Raw genomic sequence first — 24,054 nt, 5'->3', positions numbered from 1 at the left:
CGTTGTTAGTTGGTGTGCTTCGCTACCTGTCAATGTACATGCGCCATGAATCGGCCATACGCTGCTCCAGCAATCTGAGATGAGCGCCAAACCCGACGAATGGATTATCTGACACCACATCGTAAAGCCCTTTGCCCCAGTCTGGAATATCTCTCTCCTCGTAACGAGCGATAAGAATCTGCAAGTCGAAAACTAAAATACCAGTGATACCAAGCCGACGATAAAGAGCATAAACGACTGCTGCAATGGCAGGCAACTGACCCACCGCAGTTCTGAAATTAATTTCGTATCTGAAGTTTTCAAAATCAAGTTCGCCCTCCTTCTCGAAACCCTCAACTTCACCAAACGAGAACTCCATGCTCAAGAATATGTCAAACCAATCGTTCCTGTCACCCAAATACGGAGCCAAAGAGCAACCCAGGCACTCGTTAATATCTTTAGCTGTTTGAGCCAAATCTTGCGGATAGTTGAAGAAGTAGCCTATCTTGTAGCTCATATTTCTTATTCTACCGGTTCCAGCCAAGCCGCGCGCGACGGCAGAACTATTGGAATACACAACCCATTTCTTCCAGATGTTTGATCAACTCCCGTCGTTTCACGATACCTCAAGTTCAGCCACTCTTCGGACATTAGGAATTGTCCCACTCGTTAATTCTTTGTAAATATCAGTTAAGTTCTCCTTCAATTCGTTTTCGGTTTCTGCCTGAGTCCAGTAGTCTGGATACTCCTGGAGATAGCCAAGCCACATCTCCTCATCTTGCCAGTAAACATATTTCTTGGTTGTCATAGGGTGAACGACTTATGAACTTCTCCAACTATGCCAACCATCTTATAACAACCGTATTATCGAATTTTTGCATCAGCAAGTAGTTTTAACATGCTTCCTGTGCTGTTTTGCGGGCAAGCAAGCGATCGCGTAAGCCTTGTGGGTCAAAATTCGCTTGATTTATTGCACGAATCTGTTGTGATTGCTGCCGTCTCTGTTGCAAGTAGGCAATCAAATGGCATGATTATTAAGGTTACGGTTGCAAATCCACCAAGGACTTGCGGCCTGACGACCAAACTCACCGAATGCAGATCGCCTTTATAACTTAACCAAGTATATTGGTACGTTTTAATGCAGCGACTTCTTAGAGGCTGGCGATCGGCACATTATAAGTACATTCATTCCCCTGGAAATATAGTTATCAAATCGCTCACGCAATAGGTCTGGAACTCCGACTGGTGCAACTTCTTGAAACCCTGCTTGTTGATAGAACGATCGCAGATGCTGCCACGGAATACAGTAACAGACTTGATCGACAAGTTGCTCAGTACATGCCTGAAGTAGCCTTGTACCAATGCCTTGCTGCTGAAACTTAGCTAGAACCTGCATCCCTCGAAGCACAAAGAACCCAGCATGTGGACACAAACGCACTGCACCAACAATTTTTTCCTCTAATTGAGCAATGAGTATCAAATCTTCCTCGCTCAGACCACCTCCATAACCACACTGACTATAAAAAACTTTAATTGCTTCAGTATTGTGCGGCTTTGCTTGGATAATTTTCACCATATTGCTCCCACTTCTATGTTTTGGCCGTGAGGATCATCTAGAAGCAGTTTCACAGGGATACCACAAATAACTTCTTCTCACGATCAGCACCAAAAGCAAGACACGCTTTGATGTCTTCGGAAGTTAATTCAGAAAAATCCTCTAGGATTTATGCTTCAGTCATTCCACCAGCAAGATACTCCAAAATATCATAAATAGTGATTCGCATTCCCCGGATACAGGGTTTCCCGCTGCGTTTTCCAGGTTCAATCGTAATAATGTCGTGGTAATTCATAAAAAGGAACTTTTGAATATTTAGACCCAACTGTAGCTTGCTTCCTTGAACGTACAACCAACGGACTGCAACTGTCCGCTCCATTTAATTTGTTATGCAGCCGCTTACTAAAAGCTAGGATAGTTCCGATCACCTTCAAACATCGATTCTAGCTCCTCAACTGTTGCAAGAATTGCCTCTATATCTCCATCTGAGGCCAACTGCTTAATTTCCTTGAGACGTTCTAACACTCCTGCTTTCCCATCTGGAAGCAATGCATTGAACTGATACCAATTGTAGAGGTGATAGAGCAGGTGATACGTAACACGATATCTAGTTCATGACTAGGTTCACGTAGAAATAACTCTAAATCAACTAACCAGTCTATTGCGGCTCCAATCCCATCAACGTAAGTGTGAAAAACAGCAGTTTTCAGCATCTCCTCTGGTGCATAGGGATAAGCTTGGCGGAATACCTGTTTTGCCTCATTGCTCAGGTTGCTACGTTGTAGCAAAGTTTGTACGATTTCCCAACGTTGTTCTCGACTCAATTGTTTTGGCGTGTTCGCATCCTCTGACTGTTGCATCTAAGCCCATCCAATAAAGCTAACAGTGTAACCAGTCTGTCTTAGCTGCGATCGCCTGACCAACACCTCCAGCCAACTTAGTGCTAATTGCTGACTAGTCGCCAGAATTAACCGGCCTTTGATATTCTACTAGCTTGAATCTCACGAATTTTTTCGGCACAGACCATTTTGATCCAATCTTGACGACTGATCTTTTGCAGTTGGCACTCTGCATCAATACTTTTCAGTAATTCCAGTGGAAAGGCAATATTGATTTGTTGCTTTGCTTGAAAATGACCTGTGAAATGCTCAGAGACATCCGCCCCTGAATGAGCTTGTTGAGCAATTTCCTCGATATCTTTAATTTCAGTAGACTCGCTGCTCATAGGTTCTACGCTCCTATTTCGTTGATTTCCAGGCTGTGACAACCCAAATGTAATCTCCTACTTTATCGGCTCGATATTCAACAATGAATGTTGTCAATTGTCCATCCGCAAAACCGATAATTCGATATTGTTCTGGTAGCTCAGAACGTTGGTCTTCGAGATAGGGAGTGTAGAGCAAATCATTCAACTGACCAAAGTCAATGTCACGTTCTGCTAAAACTCGCTGTCGTTTTGCTTCATCCCACCGAATACGCATCAAATAGGTGAAATAGCTACAGGAAACTACTTTTATCCTTTTTATGCTATCCCATTTTTCCGTAAACCTGAACTGCTGTTTGATGCCCTAACCCAAGACTCAATGCTACTTAGATATCTCAACTCGCAGATAACCTGTCGCTACGCCCCAACAGAGGGATTCGCGGGCTGGGGGTGCTTCTGATTTAGAATTGCTATATTACTCAGGGATAAGTGGACTTGATGGATCTAAAGAAGTTGTAAAAACAAAATAGATGACCCCAGCTCCGAGAATCATCACAGCGAGACTGAACAGCAACACCCAGCGGTCTGTTGGTTCATAAGTATCTTCTTCGATATCACGACGGACAGCGAAATAGTGCACCGTTGAGAGCCACACCGTGATTAAACCCACCAGCGAGAAGACTAAACCTAACTTCCAGCCGGTGCCGGGACGGGGTATCAAAGGTACTTGGAAAGCACGCAAACGCACGATGACCACACCAAAACCTAAAAGAGCGATCCCTGTCCGCATCCAAGCGAGGTAGGTACGCTCATTTGCCAAGTGATCTCGGACTCTGGACGGATTCAGTCGTCCTGCCTTTTTTTTATCTTTATCTTCTTCTGTAGGTTTCAATTTTAACTGCATCAATAACACCCTTATCCCCAAAGCGGCTCTTTTCAAAAAAATGCGGAGGTAATAGCAAATCTCTTTCCAGATGACTTGCACCCAGCGCAATAGTTGCGCTAATGAAATATACCTGTTGTGATTGTACATTTTTTTCAAAATTTATTTTAATGCAGATATCTAAATAAAACAAGCCTGGCCGAGTAATTCGTAATTCGTAATTGATGGTACAGAGCAACTGTAAGTAATAAGGGGTCTTAACAATTCAAAATTCAAAATTCAAAATTCAAAATTCAAGACATTCTCAGACGGGGATTTAAACCCCGACTGAAACTGGCGCTACCTGTAGAGTTAGGGGTCTTAAACCCTTTGATTTACGATAAAAAAAACAGCCAAGATTCAGAGAGGTTTTTCACCAGTGGTTGTCCTGTTTTTCCTCTGATTTTGGCTGTTAGCTTATTTAAATTCAGAACAATCATTCAAAAATAGACTATGCAGTTCTATTTCAAGACTGATTGCTAGGCGCATTAGGAACTCGTGTATCTATGAGAGCCTGCGATATATCTGGGATAAACCAGTTAGCCTTTTTGCTGTTAATAACTTTCACAGTCGGAACATTCAATTCAATCCCAGCATTATCTGGATTGGTCTTAATCACTAGCTGAGTTCCATCAAGTATCTTGATAGCAGCCGCTCCTGTCAATTCTTGACCTTGCCCATTCGGACTAGAAGTAAAATTTGCTACCTTGACATCATTCGGTAGATAGATGCCATCACAATCCCAGTTATTTTTAGTGGACTGACCATTAGCTAGAAAATACAGACCATTGTCGTATACAGCATCTTCATTGTCTTCATCATTTGGTCTTTTGCCGTATACTGCTATGGTATTACCTGTTTGGTTGTCGCATTGACCCCAGTTGATTCCCGTCTCTAAAGCATATTTTTGCAGTGTTAATTCCTCGGTTCTCTTTTGAATTTCTTCTGGTGTGAGACCTTCAACTTGAGTTTGGGCATCTTTTGTCTGAGAGAGTTCGTTAAGAGCTTTAGTGACTTCGATGTAATCAGGGTTTTTGCTAAATTTTGGTCTGTCAGCAAATGAAGGTTGAGCAAAGGCAAGATTAACAAAAATCATCAAGACAATTAGCAGAGATTTCCAGATTTTCATGATTTGAGTCCTGTTTATGGATAAGAGATTTTGGAGTTTGGAATTCATTTTGACCAAAAATTTCAGGATGTACATCTTCTTAAAGACTTAATTATTTTGCTCTTTAGGCGATGGCTGAGTATTCATATTTAAAATCAATGAAAAAAGATAACTAGAAACTACAGATACAAGAGTAAAAGTAATATTTTCCATGACTATAAACACACCCAGACCAATCAAGATACAAGGCACAAAAGTGTTGCCATTTTCAGTTAAAAAGTCTGCGATCGCAGGTAAGTAGGTTAACTTGTAAGCGGTATAACACCAGACACCAACTAGCGTAAAGAATACACCTAGTATCACCAGCAGACTATCTAATTCCGAGTTGGCAAACAGGGGCACGTAGACGCTGATATTATCACTACCATTTGCAAAGGCGATCGCAGCTACATTGCATGTTTGCGGAGAGAGAAAACTGGTAAGTATAGAAGGACAAGACGGCTCAGTTTCTTCTTCGGCTTCCTCTGGTGAATCCTCTTCGCGTTTTAGTAAACTACTCACACCAATGATTATTGGCATTAAGCCAAGTAGTCTAATCCAGTCCTGCGGTATAATTAGTCCACCGAAGAAACCGGGAAGGCTAGCAATGATCAATGCAGCAAAACCGAGATACTGACCAGCAAGGATGTGACGACTGCGGAACGTTTTATTTATTTGTGAAAAAAGCAACGTCAGAATGACAATATCATCGATGTTGGTGGCAGTGAATGCGGTAATCCCTGTGGTAATTGCAGTTACTAAATCGTTCATTTTTGGATGTCCTTATTTTCATGCTTGGGCATGGGGCATTGGGCACTTGTACTGAGCGTTTCCGTTGGCGCAACCTCTGGTAGAGAAGTTGGGCATTGGATACTCCCCTTGCCCCCTCATCCCCTGCTCTCTACTTGGCCGTTTGAGTCCGTGCTGAAGCCTTGATTTATACTTTAGTCAAACTAACCGATAGAATCAAATGCTTTTGTTTGTCAGAATGATAAATGAAAGTGATTAAAATTTTGACAACAAGTTGTAGGGATACCATAAATGGCAGGAATGACGCTTGAGCAGCTAAAAATCTTTCAGGCTGTGGCGCAGCACTTACACTTTACTCGCGCAGCAGAGGAGCTTTATATTACCCAACCTGCCGTCAGCGCAGCAATCCACAACTTAGAGCAAGAATACGGAGTGAAACTATTCCATCGGATTGGTCGCCATATCGAGATTGCTGAGGCGGGTAAATTACTGCAAGTGGAAGCGCAGAAAATTCTCGATCAAGTTTCCTTGACTGAAAGGGGATTGCGAGAATTGAACAATCTGCAACGGGGTGAATTAAAATTAGGGTCGAGTCTGACAATTGGTAACTATTGGCTACCAAGTAAGATTAGTGAGTTTAAGAGCCGATATCCCGGTATCCAGATTGACTGTAGCCTTGCCAATACAGAAGAGATTTGTGTCGGAACAGCTACAGGACAGTTTGATTTGGGTTTGGTGGAAGGAGATGTGAAGCCAGCGCTTCAGAATACTCTGGAGTACGAAATAGTGGGGAGCGATCGCTTGCAAATTGTCGTAGGTCAAAAACACCCTTGGTTTGAGTGGGGAGAAATTGACTTAAGCCAATTGACTCAAACCCTTTGGGTGATGCGAGAACCAGGTTCTGGAACCCAGCAAAGGTTTGAGGAAGCCTTACAAAATTGGGGAATCAATCTCAGTGAACTGAATGTAATTTTAGTATTCAACAGTGGGGAGATGACAAAAGCAGCGATCGAAGATGGTGTCGGTGCAATTGGAATTTCTGAGTTGATGGTAAAAAAAGAAATACAGCTGGGAACTCTGCGGGCAATTCGAGTTATTGATAACAGAGAGGGCAACGGTGCGATGCCGAAGGCGGGCTACGTCTACGCAGAAATAGTTCGACCTTTTTTCAAACTCAAACATCGTCAGCGTTTTCAAACTGCTCTTTCCAAAGTCTTTGAACAAATGTTGATATCGTCTATGTTAGATGGCTCACATCAACATGTATCAAAATTAGTTATTTAAAGCAATACCTTGTCCTTTAGGACACGCTACGCGAACGCCAATTTAATCAGAAAGAATCAAGGCGTCAGTCGTACAGTATTCATGCTGAATTCTGTACGACTAGCGGATAAATTGAAAAATGCTGTAATAATATCAAATCCGCTTGCAGACGAGTCCCCAATCCCCTTCAGACCTTCCGCATATTTCTACTGATGGGGTCAAAACCTCTAGAAAACCGCGTGCTTTCATCGTAGTAAGCGCCAGTCAGATTCGCTCCATACAACTTGGCATAGTTGAGTTTGGCTCCCCGGAGATTTGCTTCATTCAGTTTGACACCGCTCAAATTAGCTCTGGTCAAGTTTGCTTTGGCTAAGTTAGCTCTACTCAAATCTGCTCCCCAGAGTTTAGCTTTAGCTAGGTTAGCTCCACTCAAGTCAGATCCCCATAAATTGATTCCAGGCAAATAGGCTCCAATCAGCTTGTCGCTACTCAAGTTGACGGCTGGAAAATATCTTTCCCCGGCGGCAAAACGCCTTTTTAATTCCTCAGCATTCATGCGTCGCGTTGACCTTCCTTAGCAATACAGAAGTTATTTGTTCCCATTCCTGGCTTAGTTCTCCTGAAAACTCTGGCTGACCACTGCGTTGATACCAGAAACGGGCATTGTTAAAATCGCCTTCTTTGCGGTGCAGGTAAGCATGAACCCAGGCACTATCGGCATCGCTGGCATTTGCAACTATTTCATGAGCTTTGCTCCAATCACCTTTGTTGTCATACCACATTGCTTGCAGCCCTTTTGGCAGTGTCTGAGGACATGGGCACTGCTTTTCGATCAATCGCAGGAATTCCTCTGTATTCACGATCGCCACCCAACAAGAATCAAACTTCTATTTCTATTTTAACCGCCATAGTAGAGGTTGTTTATTTAATATCTGCAATCACTCCAAATTTACTCGGACGCACAGAGCTAATAGAGCAATTTATTCCTTTTAATATTCGGGCAGGCGGTCATTGTTTTGCAGCAATTAGTGGATTTATTTTATTAACTCTTACAGCTAATTTATGACGACGCCAGCGAGTAGCTGGGCAACCGTACTGTTCAAATTGCTGAATAAGCTATTTTTAGTCAGCTTTAACTGTAAAATAACCTGGACATGAGATTCTATTTAATTATTTCCTTACAGAAAGAGTCATGGTCTTTAAAACAGCAACCGAACACCTGATCGCCCTAAAAAGTGTCAGCAAATCTTATCAGCAGCCTAACGGCCAGCAGATTGTCATCCTGGAAAATATCAATCTAGAGTTGCGTCCGGGGGAGATAGTCGCGTTGCTAGGGCCTTCCGGTTCAGGGAAATCTACTTTAATGCGGATAATTGCTGGGTTAATCCCCCCCAGTCAAGGTGAAGTTCTATATCAGAATCGTCCCCTAGTTGGTTTAAATCCTGGGGTAGCAATTGTTTTTCAAAGTTTTGCCCTTTATCCTTGGTTAACTGTACTAGAGAATGTGGAACTGGGTTTAAAGGCCAAAGGAGATCCCCCAGACTCTCGACGGCAAAAAGCGCTACGGATGATTGATATTATTGGTTTGGATGGGTTTGAAAATGCCTATCCCAAAGAGCTTTCTGGGGGAATGCGTCAGCGAGTCGGATTTGCGAGGGCTTTGGCTGTAGAACCAGAACTGTTATGTATGGATGAGCCGTTTTCGGCCTTGGATGTGCTAACAGCAGAAAACTTGCGGTTTGAATTATTAGATTTGTGGTTGGAACGTCGGATACCGACACAAGCCATTTTAATTGTCACCCACGGCATTGAGGAAGCGGTAATTATGGCGGATCGGATTATTGTACTAGGACGCAATCCGGGGAGAATCCGTGCTGACTTACCTGTGACTTTACCCCACTACCGCGATCGCAAACACCCAAGTTTTCAAGCCCTGGTAGATCAGGTTTATACAATCATCACGAACCCAGAACTAGAAAAAATTCAGCCCCCAGCTACTACCTCTGTACAACCTGCAACACCACTAGCAAAATATCAGTCTTTGCCCGCCGTGCGAATTGGTTCTATTGCCGGTCTTTTGGAACTTTTAGAAGATCGTCAGGAAAAAGACCTATATCGGCTTGCCCAAGAATTGCAACTAGAAGTGGATGATATTTTACCAATTGTGGAAGCGGCAAAATTAATGGATTTTGTAGAACTTGCAGAAGGCGATATTAGCCTGAAGCCAGTCGGGCAACAATTTATCAATGGTGGTATTGACGATCGCAAACAACTTATGCGATCGCAACTCTTAACTCATATTCGCTTAGTACAGCAAATTTACCGTCTTCTAGAAGCGAAAAATAATCAACGCATTCCAGAAGAACTGGTTTTAGATATCCTAGAAAGTCACTTTAGCCCACAAGAAGCCGAGCGACAATTAAAAACCGTCGTTGACTGGGGTCGTTACGCCGAGATATACAGCTACGATGAGCCATCGGGACAAATCTTTTTAGAGCAACCTGTTGTAGTAAATCCGGTAAGTTAGCACATATGTGCCAATTTACCGAATTTACCATGAATGGCTTTCTGAATTTTGAATTTTGAATTTTTTATGACTCGACCCCTAACTCCTGCTAATAAAACTCTGGGACGTAGCAATTGGACTTGGCAAGATGGATTGCTGATTCTGGTGATTTTCTCCTTAATTGTGGCAATTATTAGAACTGCTTCCCAATTTAGCGGTACTTTTCAACCAGAACTGACAATTTCTACAAACATCAATGCTTTACCAGGATATACAGCCCAAACCCTGATCCGCATGGGGCTTGCTTACTTTTTATCCTTAATTTTCACCCTATTGTATGCCTCTGCTGCTTATCGCTCCCGAATTGCAGAACGGATTTTAATTCCGATGTTGGATATTCTGCAATCGATTCCAGTATTGTCTTTTTTACCAGGTGTAGTACTGGCTTTGATTTCTCTATTTCCGGGTCAGAGAATTGGTGTAGAACTAGCAGCCATTCTGCTGATTTTTACTGGTATGACTTGGAATATGACTTTTAGTTTTTACCAGTCTCTCCAAGGTATTCCGCAAGAATTAATAGAAGCATCGCGGGTTTATCGGCTTAATCCCTGGCAACGCTTTTGGACATTGGAGTTACCATCTGGTGTGATTGGTTTGGTGTGGAACAGTGTAATGTCGGTGGCTGGAGGTTGGTTTTTTTTAATTGCTATTGAGTCATTTACCTTGGGGAATAAAGATTTTCGCTTGCCTGGGTTAGGCTCTTTTTTAGGCACAGCAGCCAATAAGGGGGACTTTAAAGCTATATTCTGGGGCTTGGCGGTGCTGATTGCGATCATTGTGGCAACTGATTTTTTTGTGTGGCGACCCCTGATTGCTTGGGCAGAAAAATTTAAGTTTGAGATGGTTGAAACTGAAAATGCACCTCAATCATGGGTATTGGATATTATCAGGCGATCGCCTACTTTACGCGCAATTAGCGATCGCGTTTTTCAGCCATTACAAACAGCCATAGACGACGGTTTAATTCGGTCGTTTCCCGTGCGTTCTGTACCTGTGAATGCCAAAGGCAGCCTCAACTTGCCGAGTTTTTTAAATTGGATATTTGTTAGCGGCTTCACCTTAATTGTCTTGTGGGGTACTTGGGAAGCCGTACTGCTGTTACGGACTTTAGGCTGGACTGATTGGCTACAGGTAATCAAAGGTGCTGCGTTGACGGCGTTACGGGTAATCATTGCTTTGATATTATCCCTGTTGTGGACTGTACCCGTAGGAGTTACAATTGGTCGCAATCGGCGGCTGGCTCAAGTATTGCAACCATTAGTACAAATCGTTGCTTCTGTACCAGCAACAGCTTTATTTCCAGTGCTGCTGCTGGCTTTAACCCGTATCGCTGGCGGTTTGCAGATTGGTGCGATCGCTCTGATGATGTTAGGAACAATGTGGTATATCCTATTCAATGTCATAGCTGGGGCCCAGTCGATACCCTCAGACCTGATCGAAGCAGCTTCGGTGTATAAACTGTCCCCTTTGCAACGCTGGCAAACCCTAATTTTACCTGCAATCTTTCCCTACCTAATTACAGGAATTATTACCGCCGTTGGCGGCGCTTGGAATGCCAGTATTGTCAGTGAGTACGTTACATTTCAAGGGCGGGTAATTAGTACTCCTGGATTGGGGACAACAATTTCTCATGCCACAGCTACAGGTAATTTCCCTCTGCTGTTAGCTTCGACAGTGGTCATGTCTTTATTGGTTGTGTTGACCAATCGTTTGATTTGGCGACCTCTTTACAATCTCGCTCAAGAGAAATATCAATTATTGGTTTAAGAGGATGTTTGTAAAGCCCTGGCGATTTGAAATCGCCTGCCAGTTACTCATGGGGGAAACCCCCATAAGCGACTGGCGTGCTGTTTCTAACCGCCCTTTTAACCTGAAGTTGAGACCAATGCAAAGCTTTGCGCCCTTACCAATCATCTCTGTCACATCTACTTGACAGGAATAAGTTCAAACTCGAAAGTACTGATCAAACGGTCATTAATATATACTTGTATTCTATGCTTACCAACCGGATCGCCAGAAGCGATCGTCCAAAAATTCTCAATCACACCCTCTGGAGCCGACTGTGTGCGCCGTGTCACAGATGTAGTGCCGTCTGCTGATATTGAGAAATCTTCACCGTTATCTGTACCCCAAGTTTCTGGAGGTTTTGGTAAATGCAAGACTTCGCGCCATTTCACTTCACCTTGGTAGTCTTTGAGTTTTATCCGCCATCCGTAGGCGCTTCCTTCCTGAAGTGGCACTCTTGTTGTCTGGAAAATGGTAATCTTACCTTTGGAGTCAACTCTCTTCAGCCCGAACTCGGTATTACTAACAGTAATCTGTTTTGTATTCGTTGGCGCAGGAGATGATATAGCATTTTCTACCAAAACAGAAGTAGCGTTGATTGGCTCAGAACCTATGCCAGATATTAGCCAAGAAGAAGCTAGCACAGCAGCAGTAGCCCAAATTCTCATTAGTATCGTTTTCCTATCAGACTTTTGGTACTTATTCAAGTAATCTGACATGTTTTCCGGGTCAACGTTACCTATGGTTGGACAAGGGACTGACAAGAAATAAATTATCTATCTTGTGGGGTGGGCAGCGTTCGACTGAGCGCTCACGCCGAAGTCCTGCCCGCCCTAAATATGGAACGGGTGTTCGCGTAGCGGCACGTAGTGCGGACACCCATCCCACAAGAAAATTTGGGATGTTTTTTTTTCGTAAATCAAAAGGTTTAAGATCCCTAGCTCTACAGTTAGCGCGGAGTCGGAGTCACTCCGCCTCCGATCAGTTTCAGTCGGGGTTTAAATAAGAGTCTGAAAATGTCTAAAATGTTTGAATTTTGAATTTTGAATTTTGAATTGTTAATTGTCAGTCCCCAAAGACGAAATTGCTTTGAGGAATCTGACGGATTTAACCGATAGCCTATCGGATGTAAGGCAAACCATTGCGCCGTTTCTCCATCGGCGATGGGCGGTAATTCATGGCTTTGGACTCGGACTTGCGTAGGCGTAGCCCGCACTTCGACCCTTCTCGACCAGACGCTTCGCGTAGCGTCTCGTCGAGAGTGTCATTTACGAATTACGAATTATTTTAACCTTCCCCTCAAACTTTGACCCATCTTGATGAGATGAAAATTTTTCACTACTGTGATAACTTCTTCGCCATTTTTCGAGATGATCTATAGATATTGATTTAGATATGACATTCACACCATTTCCTCGCCAAGCAACTTCTGGATCTGTTGTGAAAACCCCGCACTCTAATTGATCTAGCCTCATATTCCAATATTCACTAAATCGGCCTTTTAAAGTAATAACTTGCTCAAATACCTTGTTTCTATGTTTATTTCTTCTTTTTCTTTCTGTCGCTCCTGTTGCTTCTGTATCAATAAACTTAGTTTCAATTAAAAACAGACTACCTTTAAAGGTCAGGAAGACAAAATCACACTTCCCTAAATCTGTATAATCTGAAATTGGAGATTTTTCAAATAACAGCAATTCAGCGCACGAGGGAAACAAGTCTTTAATATTCAGAAATAAATAAGCTTGCAAGAGAAGTTCCTTATCATAAGGAAACAAGATCACTCCTTCAAAAAATTTTTGAATGTCCTCCTGAGTTTGGGGTTGAATTTTTTTACAGTATGAAACAAATTTATGTAGCTCGTTTACGATCATTAAGTTCCTAACTCCTTCCCCCGGTCGCAGCCTCAAGGGTATTAGCATAAAAAGATACCACTCCCTCAAGGAAATTATCATCCGCGTAAGTAACTAAAAAAACGATTAATATCCTGAATACTTAAGGCAATTTACTGATGACAGTTGAGTAAAACTAATTTTTAAGCTGCTTTTCAGTATTGGTAGATTTTTCACTCCTGGCGTCAGCTACCAGTCAGCGATTTTATATGAGCAGTAAAACTGGCGTTTTGCAAAGCTTGAACAGTTATTCTAGAATTTTGTACGCAAAATTGCCAACCTAAGCGAACAAATTTATGAGAATTTTCAGTTTTGATAATTCCGATTATTGGCATTTTTGCCTTTTCTTTGTCTCCTGACTGTTCTTGCAAAATTGTTTTCAAGTGATGTAGGTAATCGATATTACCTGCTTGCTGGGGATTTAACTCCACCATCACCATTTGTACTGTTTCCACTGGTTCTGCATCTTCAAGGATAAATTGAGTTTGCTCGTCGCGTCGATCGACTTTTCCCCAAATAATCAATCTGGTATCAACTACGAGTAGGGAACTAATGCGTTCATAGGTTTTAGGAAAGACTACAGCTTCTGATTGTGTAGTTAGGTCTTCTATTTGCAAAATTGCCATCTGATCGCCTTTTTTAGTAGCCACTTTTTTGACGTTATTCAACATGACAACTGCACAAAGCCTTATTTCTTCCCTTTGTTCTCCCAGTTGCGAAAGGTTAATTGGAGTCAAAAATGGTGCTATTTGCCGTAAGGATTTCAGTGGATGATCTGATACATAAAATCCTAATAATTCTTTCTCCTTCTGCAACTTTTCCTGTGCGGTAAAATCCATTACAGGTTTAGATTTGGGAGCAGTTTCAAAGGCATTACTTGCTCTTTTGTTCTGAGTCGAAGAAAATCCGTCGCCTAATAAATCCAAGAGATTCCCTTGACCACTGGCTCTATCTTTAGCGCGAGATTGTGCCCAATCATATACTAGTTCTGAGTCGTTAATTAATTGTTGGCGGTTGGGTTCAATTTTGTCAAAGGCTCCACAGTAAATCAGCGATTCTAGAGTCCGGCGGTTAACAGCACGTAAATCCACGCGATCGCAAAAATCAGCGAGTGATTTAAACTCTCCTGTCTCATTTCTCGCCGACAAAATACAAGCGATCGCATTCTGTCCCACGTTACGCACCGCCGAAAATCCAAACAGAATCTTTCCTGCTGTCGGCGTAAAATCAACACCAGAACGATTAATATCTGGCGGATCTATGGAAATAGCCATATTCGTACAGTTAGTAATATATCTCTGTACTTTATCGGTGTCGCCACTGTTAGCCGTTAACAGTGCCGCCATATATTCCAATGGGTAATTAGCTTTTAAATATGCTGTTTGATAGGTTACATAACCATAGGCAGTCGAATGGGATTTATTGAAACAATTGGAAGCTATTAAGCCATTTTTAATCGCAAAATTATGGTCACGCTCAACCCCAATGTCATAGACATTTTGTTTACCTAAATATTTGCGTGTGGCTATTTTGATCATCCTAACCTACCCCCGAAAAAATTTTGCGAAATAAATTAATTAGTTGATAAAATGATGACAATTGTAGTTGTATTAATACCTATAATACATAATTATATCACTAGAAAACACTGCTATACCCTTACACAAAATTAGCCAAAATATATTAAACCTTTGGTAAACTATTAGATAGGCAGTTAATAGCCCCATAATTGCTGTTTTTATAAATGATTAAACACATTTCAATACATATTAATCCGCTTAGTCAGATGCCTGGGGAGTGGGGAAGAGGCAGGGTAGCTCTTAACTTTTCCCTTCTGCACCCCGCCCCTCTGCCTCTTTCCAATGCCCAATGCGTCAGTTACTATCGTTGAAAAGCAACTCGGTATAAGAGGGTGTGGGTAGGTGAAAGTGGCGCTGATCGTAATTTTGGCGGTGGTTGTGGGATTGTTTGTGGTAGTCGAGATCGGACTGCGATCGCTCTTTGGCTTTGGTAATCCCCTGATTTACATTGGCGATGAGCAGATTGGTTATTTATTGGCTCCTAACCAGCGTAGCCGTCGTTTTGGTAATCGCATTGAAATTAACCAGTATTCGATGCGAGGTAGTCCGATAAATAAGACGCCTGCACCTTCTGGGCTACGAGTTTTACTGTTAGGTGATTCTATTGCTAATGGTGGCTGGTGGACAGATCAGACTAATACAATATCCAGCCTGATGATACGTTCTCTGGCATCATCCACTAATAGTAATTACCAGGAAGTAGAAGTGTTGAATGCTTCAGCTAACTCTTGGGGGCCAAGGAACGAGTTAGCTTATTTACAGAAGTTTAGCAATTTTAACGCGCAAGCGGTAGTGTTATTAATTAATACCGATGATTTGTTTGCTACTCCTCCCACTTCTTTACCGGTAGGACGCGATCGCAACTATCCCGATAGTAAACCTCCCCTAGCATTAGTGGAAGTGTGGCAACGCTATATCGTCAAACAAAAGCCAATTCCCGAAATGAACGCAGTGCATAATGAAGCAGGCGATCGCGTTGGGATTAATCTGGAGGCGATCGGTAAAATTCAAGCCCTGACTCGCCAAACCAACAGCCAATTTCTGCTAGTCATGACTCCCTTACTCCGAGAAATTGGTGAACCAGGCCCCCGCGATTACGAAATTAAAGCTCGCCAGCGCTTGAACGATTTTACCAAAGCACAGCAAATTAACTATATAGACTTTTTACCGATATTCAATTCAACTACCAACCCGCAAGCTTTGTATCACGATCACATTCACCTCAACTTGCAAGGTAATAAATTTGTCAGTGAAGTTATGGAGCGATCGCTTTTGGAAATACTGGGGGAGGCGTCACTTCCTCACTAATGACATGAACCACTAATTTTTCTTAACTGAACATGCCTCAAGCGATTGTATGACACTCAGTAGCTGCTCAGGCGTATATGGCTTAGTTATATAGGCGTCAGCACTTTGCTTCTTTGCCCACAAGCGGTGAATTGCCTGATTTTTGCTACGACAAATTACAATAGGCACTTTTTGATTAGTGGGATTTTTTTTGATGAAGCGACACAATTCAAATCCACTCATTCCCGGCATTTCTACATCAGTAACAATCGCATCTGGCTTTGATTCTAAGATTATTTCTAGAGCTTCTTTCGCACTATTCGCCTTAATAACATTGTAACCTCTATCGCTGAGATAATGACTAATTAATTTGAATTCACTCAGACAATCTTCTATAACCAGAATGGTAGCGATCCAGGTAATACTCAACCTTAAATCTCCCAAAAAATATGTTGGTTAAGTGGAGTTATTGATTATATTAGGAAATTAAACAATATGTTGAAAGATGACTTTTAGTAAATCCCCTTGTGTAAAAGGCTTAGTTAAATAGCCGGATGCTCCAACCATCTTAGCTTTAGCTCTATCTAGAAATCCTACTTTTCCTGACACCATAATCACAGGTGTATTTTTAAAATGTGAGTGTTTACGCAGCAAGGTGCAGAGTTCATATCCGTCTAAATTAGGCATCGAAATATCTAACAAAATTATGTCAGGTTTTGTGCGAACAATCTGCATTAAAGCTTTCAAAGAATCGGTGACTCCGACAACAGAAAATGTTTGCTCATCTAAATAACTTTTAATCGTATTCAATACTGCAGGACTGTCATCAATACAAAAGATTGTGTAGATTTTTTTGTCAACAGGCGGTTGGCTGATTCGCTGACCCCTATGATCATTAGTATTAATAGAATAAGCTGGTGGTTTATAGCCGTTTGTTCTAGGCAACTTTGGTGTAGTTTTGGCTTGAGGTTGTAGCTCATTTATTTTGAACAATTGTGAGGGGTGCGATTGAGAAGTTGGCGATGTTTGACGATAAACTGCTTCTCTACCAGAGGCTTCTCTTTGAGAGACGCTAACGCGAACGCTTCGGGGCGTTTGACATCGTTCAACTAATAAGCGGAGATTTAGATGACAAAACTTTGGCATATCATCCAGAAAGCTTTCAGGAATAAATTCATAACTCCCCTCTTCTAAGTTCAGAAATGACTCCAGAACTTCTAGCGCCAATTGCTCTATCAGTATCGCCGCTTGAGAGGGACTGATATATTTCTGATTGACTAACCAGCAAATAGCCAGATAGTCTGGGTTCGGTATTGCCTGATTTTCAATACCAGTTTCAAATATCGCCCGCAACTGTTCTTTGATTCCGCCAGGAAGAGTAGAAATTTGCTGACTCAAGCGTTGCAAATTCCTGTAAAGCGGCTCAAACATTTTCTCTGAGTAGCAGGCATAAATTAGTTTACCCTCGTCCATATATATTGACCAAGAGCCTGACGTGCTAAACACCTGCAAACAACCAGTAACCGACTTACCAGTGATTTTTTTCAACAGAGATAAGGGTTGGAGCTTTTGGAAAAATCTGTATCTACTAATCGGAAGTGTCTTCATTGGAATGGCTCTGGAATAAAATTAACATTTGTTTGCAGGCAAAATTAGTGAATTACCTTTTCGGAATTCACCGCGACTTTGTTGGAAGCACTGTCAGATAAATATAGCGGTCACATTTGAGTTAGTACAGAGATTCCACACCCCCCAACTCCTAATTCGCCAATCTCTGTTAAGCTATAATGCACGAGTTACAACTAAACCAATTCATGCTATTTCCCAATAGCAAAATCGCCCGACTAGTTGCCAGGATATAGTATTTCAAAAATTAGATTGGTTTTCTGTATCTTTCGCTAATCTAGCCAATCTAACAGTAACTCAAGTGCAACGCACAGACCATTGGCTCTCGCCCATCAGTCTCAAATGCATCACTGTTATCCGTATTTTGCAGCCGAAGATTGTACATACTTTAGTTCTCTTGCAAAAGTCTTTTTGCCTCTAATGCTAAAGTCTGGAGCGACCAAAATCTACTGTAACGTAGACGTAAATGGCTCTCCCTCAAGGCTTTTAGTCCGCGCTGACGAACTATGTTTTTTTAGCCATGACTAAAGTCGTTAGGTACTTTTCCAAGAAGTTTATTCTTGAGGTGAACTTCATCAAGAGAAAAAGTATTATTAAAAACTAAGCATTCAAAAAGTTCAATGTCTTACTTAGGTTTGTGATTGTAGAGCAACTCTTAGTGTTGGGATTGGGCAAAATTATCACTTGCACAACAAGAATGGTAAATCTCCGAGCCAGGGCTGATAATTGCCGCCATGATGGTGTGTGGTGAGATGCACAGGCGACCAGATCAGCAGAAGGGAATCTCTTCATAAGTACTAGAAACGGGTTCTAATGTTGTGTGGGGCTAAATAGTCACCCTGCACAATTTGGAGTGACAAATTCAAGAACTTACAGCGAAATTCTTGATTGGTAGTACATACCTGCAAAATAGCTATTTTCAGCTAGATGGTAGATAACAAGTAACGTACTCACTAAAATTCAGGTTACTATAATTTTCAAAAAAAGTTAGCAGAAATATATAAACTTCATGATAAATCAGTAAAGTAAACATGAAAACTAATTAATATCATCTTCCAGACAATTGTCATAAATATTTATTTGTTCGGATGTCCGGAAAGGTTGAAAATGTACAGTAAAAGATAATTTTTGATGCTTATTAAATTACACTTATAAATGAGTGAATCATTTTATGGTAGCAATTTGCCCGAAAAATCTCAAGTTTTAAAAGTCACAAATATAAATACAAAATTGTATGCGTAGGCGTAGCCCGTCGTAGATATCGCATTCATTAACCCATAAGGTATATGTAGCAAAAAGACGCAAATAATTTCTTTGCGTCTTGGGCGTGAGATTTATAAGTGGACATTCTCACCGTTATATTTCTCCATCTACTTAAACTTGCTCCCGCCAGCACCAGCTTAAAAGTGTGCCACATGCCACCAGCTTAACTACTTCCAGTAGCCAATAACCGCCGTGCAGTAAATTCATTGTCGATGGAATAGCAGCAGCAGCTTCAAATAGGTTAAGTTGAACTCCTATGGCGCACATCTGCGGAGTTAAGAAATAGGTGTCAAGCATAGCTATAGTTAGCAGCAGCCCAGATAAAACAATACTGCCAATACGCCAGTGATATTGGGTTTTGCCCAAGGCTAGCGCCCCAGTCAATACTACAGCAGCAGATAATAATTCCATACGATTGAAGTTCCAAAAAATCGTATAGCCTGCTGTCGTAAAACCAGCTTGGTTCATCATTCCAGAAAGATAAAGGCTAGGCATAATTACCCAGTCTAAAACTAGACTAGCACTGAGCCAAAAGCCCAAAGTCAATATGATCGCAGTTTGCCAAATTGGTCGTTTGAATTCAAGGTTAGAAATAGCAGTCATATAAATAATTGCGTGTGTTGTATTTCTTAGTGTCTAACTTAACCAGCAGTTTGACAAGAAATATCAACTAACCTTTACAAAGCGATCGCTCTTACTCCCCTGCCTTTTTCCAAGGAAGTTTGACTGTAAATCGACTGCCTTTCCCTAACTGACTTTCGGCATGGACAGTCCCACCGTGCAACTCTACAATTCTTTGCACCATCACTAATCCTAAACCAGTGCCTACAGAACGTCGGGTAGAGGAATTTTCAACCTGCATAAAAGGTTGAAATAATTTGAAAAGGTCATCGGAAAGCATACCAATACCCGTATCTACTACGCTGAAAAAGATATATTCATTTATGGAATTTGGCTGGACTTCAATCCAGACTTTGCCTCCTTCTTTAGTAAACTTGATAGCGTTAGTCAACAGGTTGATAAATACTTGGCGGATGCGGCGTTCATCGACTTGGATGGGTTCGAGTTCTTCAGGTATTTGTACACTCAGGTGGATATTTTTCTGGAACGCCAGATGTTTGACAAAACTCAGGCTGGAGTCACATAATCCCCGAATCGAAGTAGCAGCTAATTGCAGTTCTATTTTGCTGGATTCGATGTCGGTAAGGTCAAGGATCTGGTTAATCAATTCTAGTAGGTTCTTACCGCTGGATTCGAGCATATTTAGGGACTGGCGCTGTTCTTCACTCACAGGGCCGTACACTTCATCTTGGAGTGACTCTGTGATTCCAAGAATGGAGTTTAAGGGAGTCCTCAGTTCATGGCTGATGTTTTTTAAAAAGGTGCTTTTGGCATGATTTGCCACTTCAGCAACTTCTTTAGCCTCACGCAGAGCGGATTCTGCCCGTTTGCGATCGCATACTTCTAAAGTTAGGGCGACAAATTCCGCGATGGAACTAACGAAGTTTTGCTCACTCAGTTCCCATATCCGGGGAATACCAATCTGCTCATACAATACTGTTCCCACTACTTCGCCCCCAACCCAAATCGATGTATCAATTAGGGATACAATGTTATTTGGTTCTAATAGTTCATTCCATAATTCTTGTACCCGTGGATCGGTGCGAGTGTCGGTGACGGTGATGGTATGGGCAGATGCCAAAGCTCTAAAGTAGATCGGATAATCTGCAAGGTTGCGTTCTATATCTGCCGAATGTCTTTGTTTGCTACGTTCATAGAGATTTATACATTGTAGTTTGGTGCGTTGGCGCAGCCCGCCGTAGGCATCGCTATTGAATAACCACACACCCACTCGCTCTACTTCTAAGGCATTCGCTGCTTTTTCTGTAATGACTTTGAATGCTGTTTCCAGATTTCCTTCAAAAACCGCTTTGTGATTTGCCAGTTCTGCCAGTACTCGACTATGCTGGCCCAGTCTTCGCTCACTGTTGATGCGTTCTTGAATCTCTTGCTGTAATTCTTGAGTTCGCTGCTTAACTTGCAGTTCTAACTGTTCATTTTTGGTAGTCAGTGCAATAAAGGTTTTGCGTAACTGCTGCGCCATCTCATTGAAAGATTCACCCAGCACCTCTAGTTCTTTAATGCCGTGTACTTTCACCACCGAGTCTTCGCCATTGGTAAAATCGGTTAAATCTTTTGCCGCCGTGCTGAAGTACAGAATTGGCTGAGTTATCCAACGGGCGGTGAGAATCCCCAATATAATAGCTAGTCCCAATGCTCCCAGACAGAGAAAAATTCTGGTTTGAGTGTTGCGATTAATCTGTCCCATAAAGTCTGTTTCTGGGACAGCTACCACAATCAACCAGTTGACATTTGGTTCGCCTTGTAACGGTCTAACTTCTAAAAATTGTCGTTTGCCGTCAAAGGAGAAATCTAATTGCTGTAAACTTTGAATTTGGTCAAAGTTACTAAATTTAGTTGTTAAATATTTAGCGGTTGCTTGAGTAAAGGAATTCCCGCTCTGGGAAGCTGCCAACCTAATCGGTTTACCATTTTGTAAGCGGAATGGTTCTTCGGTTGTGGAACTTGCGACTAATAGCCCCGATCGCTCGATAATAAAAATTTGCCCAGACTTGCCAACTTTGATATTTTGCAGCAAATCCCCAATTTGTGATATGTGAGTTAGAGTGCTGTTGACTCCCAGTAACTCACCTTGCGAGTTATAGATGGGTTGAGATGCACTAATGAGCAGTGTTGGTTCAGTGAGGGGTGTAAAAATCTGACTAAAGCTGAATTTTTTGGCGCTAACTGCTGTTTGATAATCAGGACGCGATCGCGCATCATAGTTTCTGATTACCTCTGGTAGTTGGGTACGTTGACCTTGAGGGTCAATTCTATACGTGTAGAGGTCGTACCCAGTTGACTTTCCGGCTTTTCTGAGTAAAAATTGGCGATCATTGAGCTTCTCCACCGCTAGGTATTCTTGCTGTTCATTGCTTGCCGTTAAGGCGATGCCTGCGGCGGGCTGCGCCAACGCATCTGGAAAAATCTTTAACTGCTCTATTAAGTATGATTCCCAGGTTGCAAGATTCTCTATCTTCAGCAACCCCATATCAATGATATTTTGATTACTGTGTAGTACCTGACGCGGGGTTGATAGATAAGTCTGTAAATTCTGCTCGACTCGATTGGCAACTTCACGACGCAATTCGCTAGCTACTTCATTGACTGCTTTTTGCCCGTTGCTGATTGATAAATATGCAGTCAATCCCACAGCTAGGAAGATTTGTAGCACAAACAACGCTACCAGGATGCGACTTAGAGGTACGCCTTTAAACAGGGAAAAAACACCACCTTGCCCAGTATTTTTGTTCATCTGCCCACTCCCCCTGCTTCCCCTTCCTGTCCTCTAATACTGAGTACAACACCTAGAGTTCGCTGTCCTGTGGGCTTATGCATAGTTTGTACTCGGTCGGGTCAAGTGCCAATATAGCACTTCTGGCAAAAGAACAAAACGTTAGTTAACTAACAGACAACATTCAAACTGTCACCCTACTCGTCAGACAAAGAGTGGCAAGAATAAGCCCAAGGGAACAGGGAATAGGGAATAGGGAATAGGGAATAGGGAACAAGGGATAGATCGGTACTGAGTCTTGTTCAAAAATCAAATAGGAGTCCTATAGTAGTTTACCGCCTGTGAAAAATTTTGATTACAATGCAGATGTCCACTAGGCGGCGTGCTGTCTATCCACGTAAATCCAGAAGATACGCGATGAGTAATCAATTAAAAGACTACAATCCTAGCGGTGTAGGTGAAGTAAACGGCAACCTCTTAGGTTTGCCCTGCGATTATGAGTCTGCAAACTTGATTGTCTTTGGTGTGCCGTGGGAAGTCACCGTTTCCTATGGTGCTGGCACTGCTAATGGCCCACAGCGAATTCTCGATGCTTCGACTCAACTGGAGTTGTTCGATTTTGATCACCCTGATGGTTGGAAGCAGGGAATTTTCATGGTGGAAATTCCCCAGGATATTGTAGAGAAGAACACATATTATCGCGCCTTGGCAGCAAAAATTATTGAGCGATTAGCCCAAGGGAAAGAACTCTCAGATACACCAGATTTAACACCTGTGCTGACAGAAATTAATCAGGCTGGTGAACAGGTGAATCAATGGCTGTTTGAAAATTGTCAGCAAGCAATTAATAATGGTAAGCGAGTTGCAGTCATTGGGGGAGATCACAGTTCGCCTTTAGGTTATTTCCAAGCATTAGCGGCTAACTATGCAAACTATGGCATTTTGCACATTGATGCCCACGCAGATTTACGCGATGCCTATGAGGGATTCGAGTTTTCCCATGCGTCTATTATGTTTAATGCGATGAAAATACCGCAAATTTCCAAGCTGGTGCAGGTGGGTTTGCGTGATATTAGTCATGATGAAGTGCAAATGATTGACCAATCTAGCGATCGCATTATTGCTTATTATGACCCAGCCATTAAGCAAAAGCTTTACTCTGGAATAACTTGGATTGATTTATGCCGAGAAATTATCAGTTATTTACCTGAGTATGTTTACATTAGCTTTGATGCAGATGGTCTAGATCCAAAACTCTGTCCGAGTACAGGTACTCCAGTTCCAGGTGGGTTGGAATTAGAGCAAACTTTTTGTCTGTTCCGAGAATTGGTCAATAGTGGGAGAAAAATTATTGGCTTTGATATCTGCGAAGTCGGTGATGGGGAGTGGGATGGTAATGTCGGGGCGCGGGTAGTTTACAAGCTGGCAAACTTGATGGATTTGTCTCAGCTTCGTAATTCGTAATTCGTAATTGGAACACGAATTTTCGAGTTCAAAGCCTCATCATTGGAGTTCTGAACTCGAAGGTTGCACCTTTGAACACAAATTATCGACTAAAAACGGCGTAGACGTAGCCCCTTGGAGATATCGTTCGACCTCTAAACCTCACTAATATAGCGCTTCTCGCTTGGGTGCAGCACAGTTTTGACCTCTCTCCTACCAGGAGAGAGGCTTTGAGTCTTACTCCCCAACGCTAGTAGGGGAGCCAGTGGGCGGCTTTGCCGACTTGTCCCTTGCGCGTCTCCCCTTCTCCCAAAGCTATCCATTAGTCACATCTTTCTTTACAATCTTATAACCCTTGTTTTACAGGCATCTTGAACACTGAGGTGTCATATCATGTCCGCTTGATTACTTACTAAACCCCAAGAACCCCACCCCGCCAA

The 24,054-nt window shown here is 42.2% G+C and carries 27 protein-coding genes and 1 pseudogene; 6 read left to right on the top strand and 22 right to left on the bottom strand.

The window, feature by feature from the left end; genetic code table 11:
* Positions 1 to 22 precede the first annotated feature (22 nt).
* The 12 genes and pseudogenes from HWQ41_RS01855 to HWQ41_RS01800 all read right to left on the bottom strand — a co-directional run bounded on the left by HWQ41_RS01855 (position 23) and on the right by HWQ41_RS01800 (position 5,578).
* On the bottom strand, positions 23 to 496 hold the full coding sequence (locus HWQ41_RS01855; RefSeq protein ID WP_292759469.1) for a hypothetical protein: 474 nt from the start codon (positions 494 to 496) through the stop codon (positions 23 to 25).
* A gap of 99 nt (positions 497 to 595) precedes the next feature.
* Positions 596 to 787, bottom strand: coding sequence for a hypothetical protein (locus HWQ41_RS01850; protein WP_292759468.1), 192 nt, complete (start codon positions 785 to 787; stop codon positions 596 to 598).
* Between the two features lie 85 nt (positions 788 to 872).
* Positions 873 to 1,001, bottom strand: a complete 129-nt coding sequence (locus HWQ41_RS01845; RefSeq protein ID WP_292759466.1) for a hypothetical protein — start codon at positions 999 to 1,001, stop codon at positions 873 to 875.
* Between the two features lie 113 nt (positions 1,002 to 1,114).
* Positions 1,115 to 1,555, bottom strand: a complete 441-nt coding sequence (locus HWQ41_RS01840) for a GNAT family N-acetyltransferase (RefSeq protein ID WP_292759464.1) — start codon at positions 1,553 to 1,555, stop codon at positions 1,115 to 1,117.
* A 49-nt stretch (positions 1,556 to 1,604) separates the two neighbouring features.
* A pseudogene (locus HWQ41_RS01835) lies at positions 1,605 to 1,829 on the bottom strand (DUF433 domain-containing protein).
* Positions 1,830 to 1,936: 107 nt separating this feature from the next.
* Complete coding sequence (locus HWQ41_RS01830; protein WP_292759462.1) at positions 1,937 to 2,059, bottom strand: hypothetical protein; 123 nt, start codon at positions 2,057 to 2,059, stop codon at positions 1,937 to 1,939.
* Positions 2,053 to 2,394 (bottom strand): hypothetical protein, encoded by a 342-nt coding sequence (locus HWQ41_RS01825; protein ID WP_292759460.1) that lies wholly within the window; start codon positions 2,392 to 2,394, stop codon positions 2,053 to 2,055. The genes HWQ41_RS01830 and HWQ41_RS01825 overlap by 7 nt, the downstream gene beginning before the upstream one ends.
* Before the next feature lie 107 nt (positions 2,395 to 2,501).
* Positions 2,502 to 2,759 (bottom strand): hypothetical protein, encoded by a 258-nt coding sequence (locus HWQ41_RS01820; protein WP_292759458.1) that lies wholly within the window; start codon positions 2,757 to 2,759, stop codon positions 2,502 to 2,504.
* Positions 2,760 to 2,772: 13 nt separating this feature from the next.
* The gene (locus HWQ41_RS01815; RefSeq protein ID WP_292759455.1) at positions 2,773 to 3,015 is read right to left on the bottom strand and encodes a hypothetical protein; all 243 of its coding nucleotides are present in this window, start codon (positions 3,013 to 3,015) and stop codon (positions 2,773 to 2,775) included.
* A 198-nt stretch (positions 3,016 to 3,213) separates the two neighbouring features.
* On the bottom strand, positions 3,214 to 3,771 hold the full coding sequence (locus HWQ41_RS01810) for a DUF202 domain-containing protein (protein ID WP_366931624.1): 558 nt from the start codon (positions 3,769 to 3,771) through the stop codon (positions 3,214 to 3,216).
* A gap of 355 nt (positions 3,772 to 4,126) precedes the next feature.
* The gene (locus tag HWQ41_RS01805) at positions 4,127 to 4,789 is read right to left on the bottom strand and encodes a hypothetical protein (RefSeq protein WP_292759452.1); all 663 of its coding nucleotides are present in this window, start codon (positions 4,787 to 4,789) and stop codon (positions 4,127 to 4,129) included.
* A gap of 87 nt (positions 4,790 to 4,876) precedes the next feature.
* Positions 4,877 to 5,578 carry a cadmium resistance transporter gene (locus HWQ41_RS01800; RefSeq protein ID WP_292759449.1) on the bottom strand — a complete coding sequence of 234 codons (702 nt, stop codon included), beginning with the start codon at positions 5,576 to 5,578 and terminating at the stop codon, positions 4,877 to 4,879.
* 270 nt (positions 5,579 to 5,848) lie between these two features.
* Between HWQ41_RS01800 and HWQ41_RS01795 the strand changes: the two genes are divergently transcribed.
* Positions 5,849 to 6,841: a LysR substrate-binding domain-containing protein gene (locus HWQ41_RS01795; RefSeq protein WP_292759446.1), complete on the top strand. Its 993-nt coding sequence runs from the start codon at positions 5,849 to 5,851 to the stop codon at positions 6,839 to 6,841.
* Between the two features lie 166 nt (positions 6,842 to 7,007).
* On the opposite strand, the gene HWQ41_RS01790 is transcribed toward HWQ41_RS01795, so the two are convergent.
* Together HWQ41_RS01790 and HWQ41_RS01785 are read right to left on the bottom strand one after the other, a co-directional pair.
* The gene (locus HWQ41_RS01790; protein ID WP_292759443.1) at positions 7,008 to 7,376 is read right to left on the bottom strand and encodes a pentapeptide repeat-containing protein; all 369 of its coding nucleotides are present in this window, start codon (positions 7,374 to 7,376) and stop codon (positions 7,008 to 7,010) included.
* Complete coding sequence (locus HWQ41_RS01785) at positions 7,366 to 7,680, bottom strand: hypothetical protein (RefSeq protein WP_292759479.1); 315 nt, start codon at positions 7,678 to 7,680, stop codon at positions 7,366 to 7,368. Before HWQ41_RS01785 ends, HWQ41_RS01790 begins: the two co-directional genes overlap by 11 nt.
* Here HWQ41_RS01785 and HWQ41_RS01780 point away from each other — a divergent pair.
* From HWQ41_RS01780 to HWQ41_RS01770, 3 genes are all read left to right on the top strand, one after another.
* Positions 7,635 to 7,886 carry a hypothetical protein gene (locus HWQ41_RS01780; RefSeq protein WP_292759483.1) on the top strand — a complete coding sequence of 84 codons (252 nt, stop codon included), beginning with the start codon at positions 7,635 to 7,637 and terminating at the stop codon, positions 7,884 to 7,886. The genes HWQ41_RS01785 and HWQ41_RS01780 overlap by 46 nt on opposite strands.
* A 126-nt stretch (positions 7,887 to 8,012) precedes the next feature.
* On the top strand, positions 8,013 to 9,347 hold the full coding sequence (locus HWQ41_RS01775) for a nitrate/sulfonate/bicarbonate ABC transporter ATP-binding protein (RefSeq protein ID WP_292759441.1): 1,335 nt from the start codon (positions 8,013 to 8,015) through the stop codon (positions 9,345 to 9,347).
* A gap of 66 nt (positions 9,348 to 9,413) precedes the next feature.
* Positions 9,414 to 11,153: an ABC transporter permease subunit gene (locus HWQ41_RS01770; protein ID WP_292759438.1), complete on the top strand. Its 1,740-nt coding sequence runs from the start codon at positions 9,414 to 9,416 to the stop codon at positions 11,151 to 11,153.
* A 158-nt stretch (positions 11,154 to 11,311) separates the two neighbouring features.
* Here HWQ41_RS01770 and HWQ41_RS01765 read toward each other — a convergent pair whose 3' ends face one another.
* From HWQ41_RS01765 to HWQ41_RS01750, 4 genes are all read right to left on the bottom strand, one after another.
* Complete coding sequence (locus HWQ41_RS01765; protein ID WP_292759435.1) at positions 11,312 to 11,839, bottom strand: hypothetical protein; 528 nt, start codon at positions 11,837 to 11,839, stop codon at positions 11,312 to 11,314.
* Positions 11,840 to 12,120: 281 nt separating this feature from the next.
* Entirely contained in the window at positions 12,121 to 12,387 is a 267-nt protein-coding gene (locus HWQ41_RS01760; protein ID WP_292759433.1) for a hypothetical protein, read from the bottom strand.
* Positions 12,388 to 12,439: 52 nt separating this feature from the next.
* Complete coding sequence (locus tag HWQ41_RS01755; protein WP_292759430.1) at positions 12,440 to 13,042, bottom strand: hypothetical protein; 603 nt, start codon at positions 13,040 to 13,042, stop codon at positions 12,440 to 12,442.
* A 203-nt stretch (positions 13,043 to 13,245) separates the two neighbouring features.
* Positions 13,246 to 14,598, bottom strand: coding sequence for an OB-fold nucleic acid binding domain-containing protein (locus tag HWQ41_RS01750; RefSeq protein WP_292759427.1), 1,353 nt, complete (start codon positions 14,596 to 14,598; stop codon positions 13,246 to 13,248).
* A 384-nt stretch (positions 14,599 to 14,982) separates the two neighbouring features.
* On the opposite strand from HWQ41_RS01750, the gene HWQ41_RS01745 reads away from it, so the two are divergent.
* Positions 14,983 to 15,948 (top strand): SGNH/GDSL hydrolase family protein, encoded by a 966-nt coding sequence (locus HWQ41_RS01745; RefSeq protein ID WP_292759425.1) that lies wholly within the window; start codon positions 14,983 to 14,985, stop codon positions 15,946 to 15,948.
* A gap of 12 nt (positions 15,949 to 15,960) precedes the next feature.
* On the opposite strand, the gene HWQ41_RS01740 is transcribed toward HWQ41_RS01745, so the two are convergent.
* The 4 genes from HWQ41_RS01740 to HWQ41_RS01725 form a co-directional block, all read right to left on the bottom strand.
* Positions 15,961 to 16,356 (bottom strand): response regulator, encoded by a 396-nt coding sequence (locus tag HWQ41_RS01740; protein WP_292759422.1) that lies wholly within the window; start codon positions 16,354 to 16,356, stop codon positions 15,961 to 15,963.
* Between the two features lie 57 nt (positions 16,357 to 16,413).
* The gene (locus HWQ41_RS01735) at positions 16,414 to 17,535 is read right to left on the bottom strand and encodes a response regulator (RefSeq protein ID WP_292759419.1); all 1,122 of its coding nucleotides are present in this window, start codon (positions 17,533 to 17,535) and stop codon (positions 16,414 to 16,416) included.
* A 1,392-nt stretch (positions 17,536 to 18,927) separates the two neighbouring features.
* Positions 18,928 to 19,419: a hypothetical protein gene (locus HWQ41_RS01730; RefSeq protein ID WP_292759416.1), complete on the bottom strand. Its 492-nt coding sequence runs from the start codon at positions 19,417 to 19,419 to the stop codon at positions 18,928 to 18,930.
* A gap of 91 nt (positions 19,420 to 19,510) precedes the next feature.
* Positions 19,511 to 22,192, bottom strand: a complete 2,682-nt coding sequence (locus HWQ41_RS01725; RefSeq protein ID WP_292759413.1) for an ATP-binding protein — start codon at positions 22,190 to 22,192, stop codon at positions 19,511 to 19,513.
* Positions 22,193 to 22,588: 396 nt separating this feature from the next.
* Here HWQ41_RS01725 and speB point away from each other — a divergent pair, with 396 nt between their 5' ends.
* Positions 22,589 to 23,635 (top strand): agmatinase SpeB, encoded by a 1,047-nt coding sequence (speB, locus tag HWQ41_RS01720; RefSeq protein ID WP_292759410.1) that lies wholly within the window; start codon positions 22,589 to 22,591, stop codon positions 23,633 to 23,635.
* The last annotated feature ends 419 nt before the right edge of the window (positions 23,636 to 24,054 follow it).

Origin of the sequence: Nostoc sp. NOS(2021), from assembly GCF_017115025.1 — a bacterium.
In the GTDB taxonomy this organism is placed as follows: Bacteria; Cyanobacteriota; Cyanobacteriia; order Cyanobacteriales; family Nostocaceae; genus Nostoc.
The sequence above is the reverse complement of the archived record's forward strand: the minus strand, read 5'-3'. Positions and strand labels throughout refer to the sequence as shown.

What these genes read in the sequence shown, in the direction of transcription:
- HWQ41_RS01855 (WP_292759469.1), bottom strand. Translation starts at nt 496, where the DNA reads ATGAGCTACAAGATAGGCTACTTCTTCAACTATCCGCAAGATTTGGCT.
- HWQ41_RS01850 (WP_292759468.1), bottom strand. Translation starts at nt 787, where the DNA reads ATGACAACCAAGAAATATGTTTACTGGCAAGATGAGGAGATGTGGCTT.
- HWQ41_RS01840 (WP_292759464.1), bottom strand. Translation starts at nt 1,555, where the DNA reads ATGGTGAAAATTATCCAAGCAAAGCCGCACAATACTGAAGCAATTAAA.
- HWQ41_RS01825 (WP_292759460.1), bottom strand. Translation starts at nt 2,394, where the DNA reads ATGCAACAGTCAGAGGATGCGAACACGCCAAAACAATTGAGTCGAGAA.
- HWQ41_RS01820 (WP_292759458.1), bottom strand. Translation starts at nt 2,759, where the DNA reads ATGAGCAGCGAGTCTACTGAAATTAAAGATATCGAGGAAATTGCTCAA.
- HWQ41_RS01815 (WP_292759455.1), bottom strand. Translation starts at nt 3,015, where the DNA reads ATGCGTATTCGGTGGGATGAAGCAAAACGACAGCGAGTTTTAGCAGAA.
- HWQ41_RS01810 (WP_366931624.1), bottom strand. Translation starts at nt 3,771, where the DNA reads ATGTACAATCACAACAGGTATATTTCATTAGCGCAACTATTGCGCTGG.
- HWQ41_RS01805 (WP_292759452.1), bottom strand. Translation starts at nt 4,789, where the DNA reads ATGAAAATCTGGAAATCTCTGCTAATTGTCTTGATGATTTTTGTTAAT.
- HWQ41_RS01800 (WP_292759449.1), bottom strand. Translation starts at nt 5,578, where the DNA reads ATGAACGATTTAGTAACTGCAATTACCACAGGGATTACCGCATTCACT.
- HWQ41_RS01795 (WP_292759446.1), top strand. Translation starts at nt 5,849, where the DNA reads ATGGCAGGAATGACGCTTGAGCAGCTAAAAATCTTTCAGGCTGTGGCG.
- HWQ41_RS01790 (WP_292759443.1), bottom strand. Translation starts at nt 7,376, where the DNA reads ATGAATGCTGAGGAATTAAAAAGGCGTTTTGCCGCCGGGGAAAGATAT.
- HWQ41_RS01780 (WP_292759483.1), top strand. Translation starts at nt 7,635, where the DNA reads ATGGGCACTGCTTTTCGATCAATCGCAGGAATTCCTCTGTATTCACGA.
- HWQ41_RS01775 (WP_292759441.1), top strand. Translation starts at nt 8,013, where the DNA reads ATGGTCTTTAAAACAGCAACCGAACACCTGATCGCCCTAAAAAGTGTC.
- HWQ41_RS01770 (WP_292759438.1), top strand. Translation starts at nt 9,414, where the DNA reads ATGACTCGACCCCTAACTCCTGCTAATAAAACTCTGGGACGTAGCAAT.
- HWQ41_RS01765 (WP_292759435.1), bottom strand. Translation starts at nt 11,839, where the DNA reads ATGAGAATTTGGGCTACTGCTGCTGTGCTAGCTTCTTCTTGGCTAATA.
- HWQ41_RS01755 (WP_292759430.1), bottom strand. Translation starts at nt 13,042, where the DNA reads ATGATCGTAAACGAGCTACATAAATTTGTTTCATACTGTAAAAAAATT.
- HWQ41_RS01750 (WP_292759427.1), bottom strand. Translation starts at nt 14,598, where the DNA reads ATGATCAAAATAGCCACACGCAAATATTTAGGTAAACAAAATGTCTAT.
- HWQ41_RS01735 (WP_292759419.1), bottom strand. Translation starts at nt 17,535, where the DNA reads ATGAAGACACTTCCGATTAGTAGATACAGATTTTTCCAAAAGCTCCAA.
- HWQ41_RS01730 (WP_292759416.1), bottom strand. Translation starts at nt 19,419, where the DNA reads ATGACTGCTATTTCTAACCTTGAATTCAAACGACCAATTTGGCAAACT.
- HWQ41_RS01725 (WP_292759413.1), bottom strand. Translation starts at nt 22,192, where the DNA reads ATGAACAAAAATACTGGGCAAGGTGGTGTTTTTTCCCTGTTTAAAGGC.
- speB (WP_292759410.1), top strand. Translation starts at nt 22,589, where the DNA reads ATGAGTAATCAATTAAAAGACTACAATCCTAGCGGTGTAGGTGAAGTA.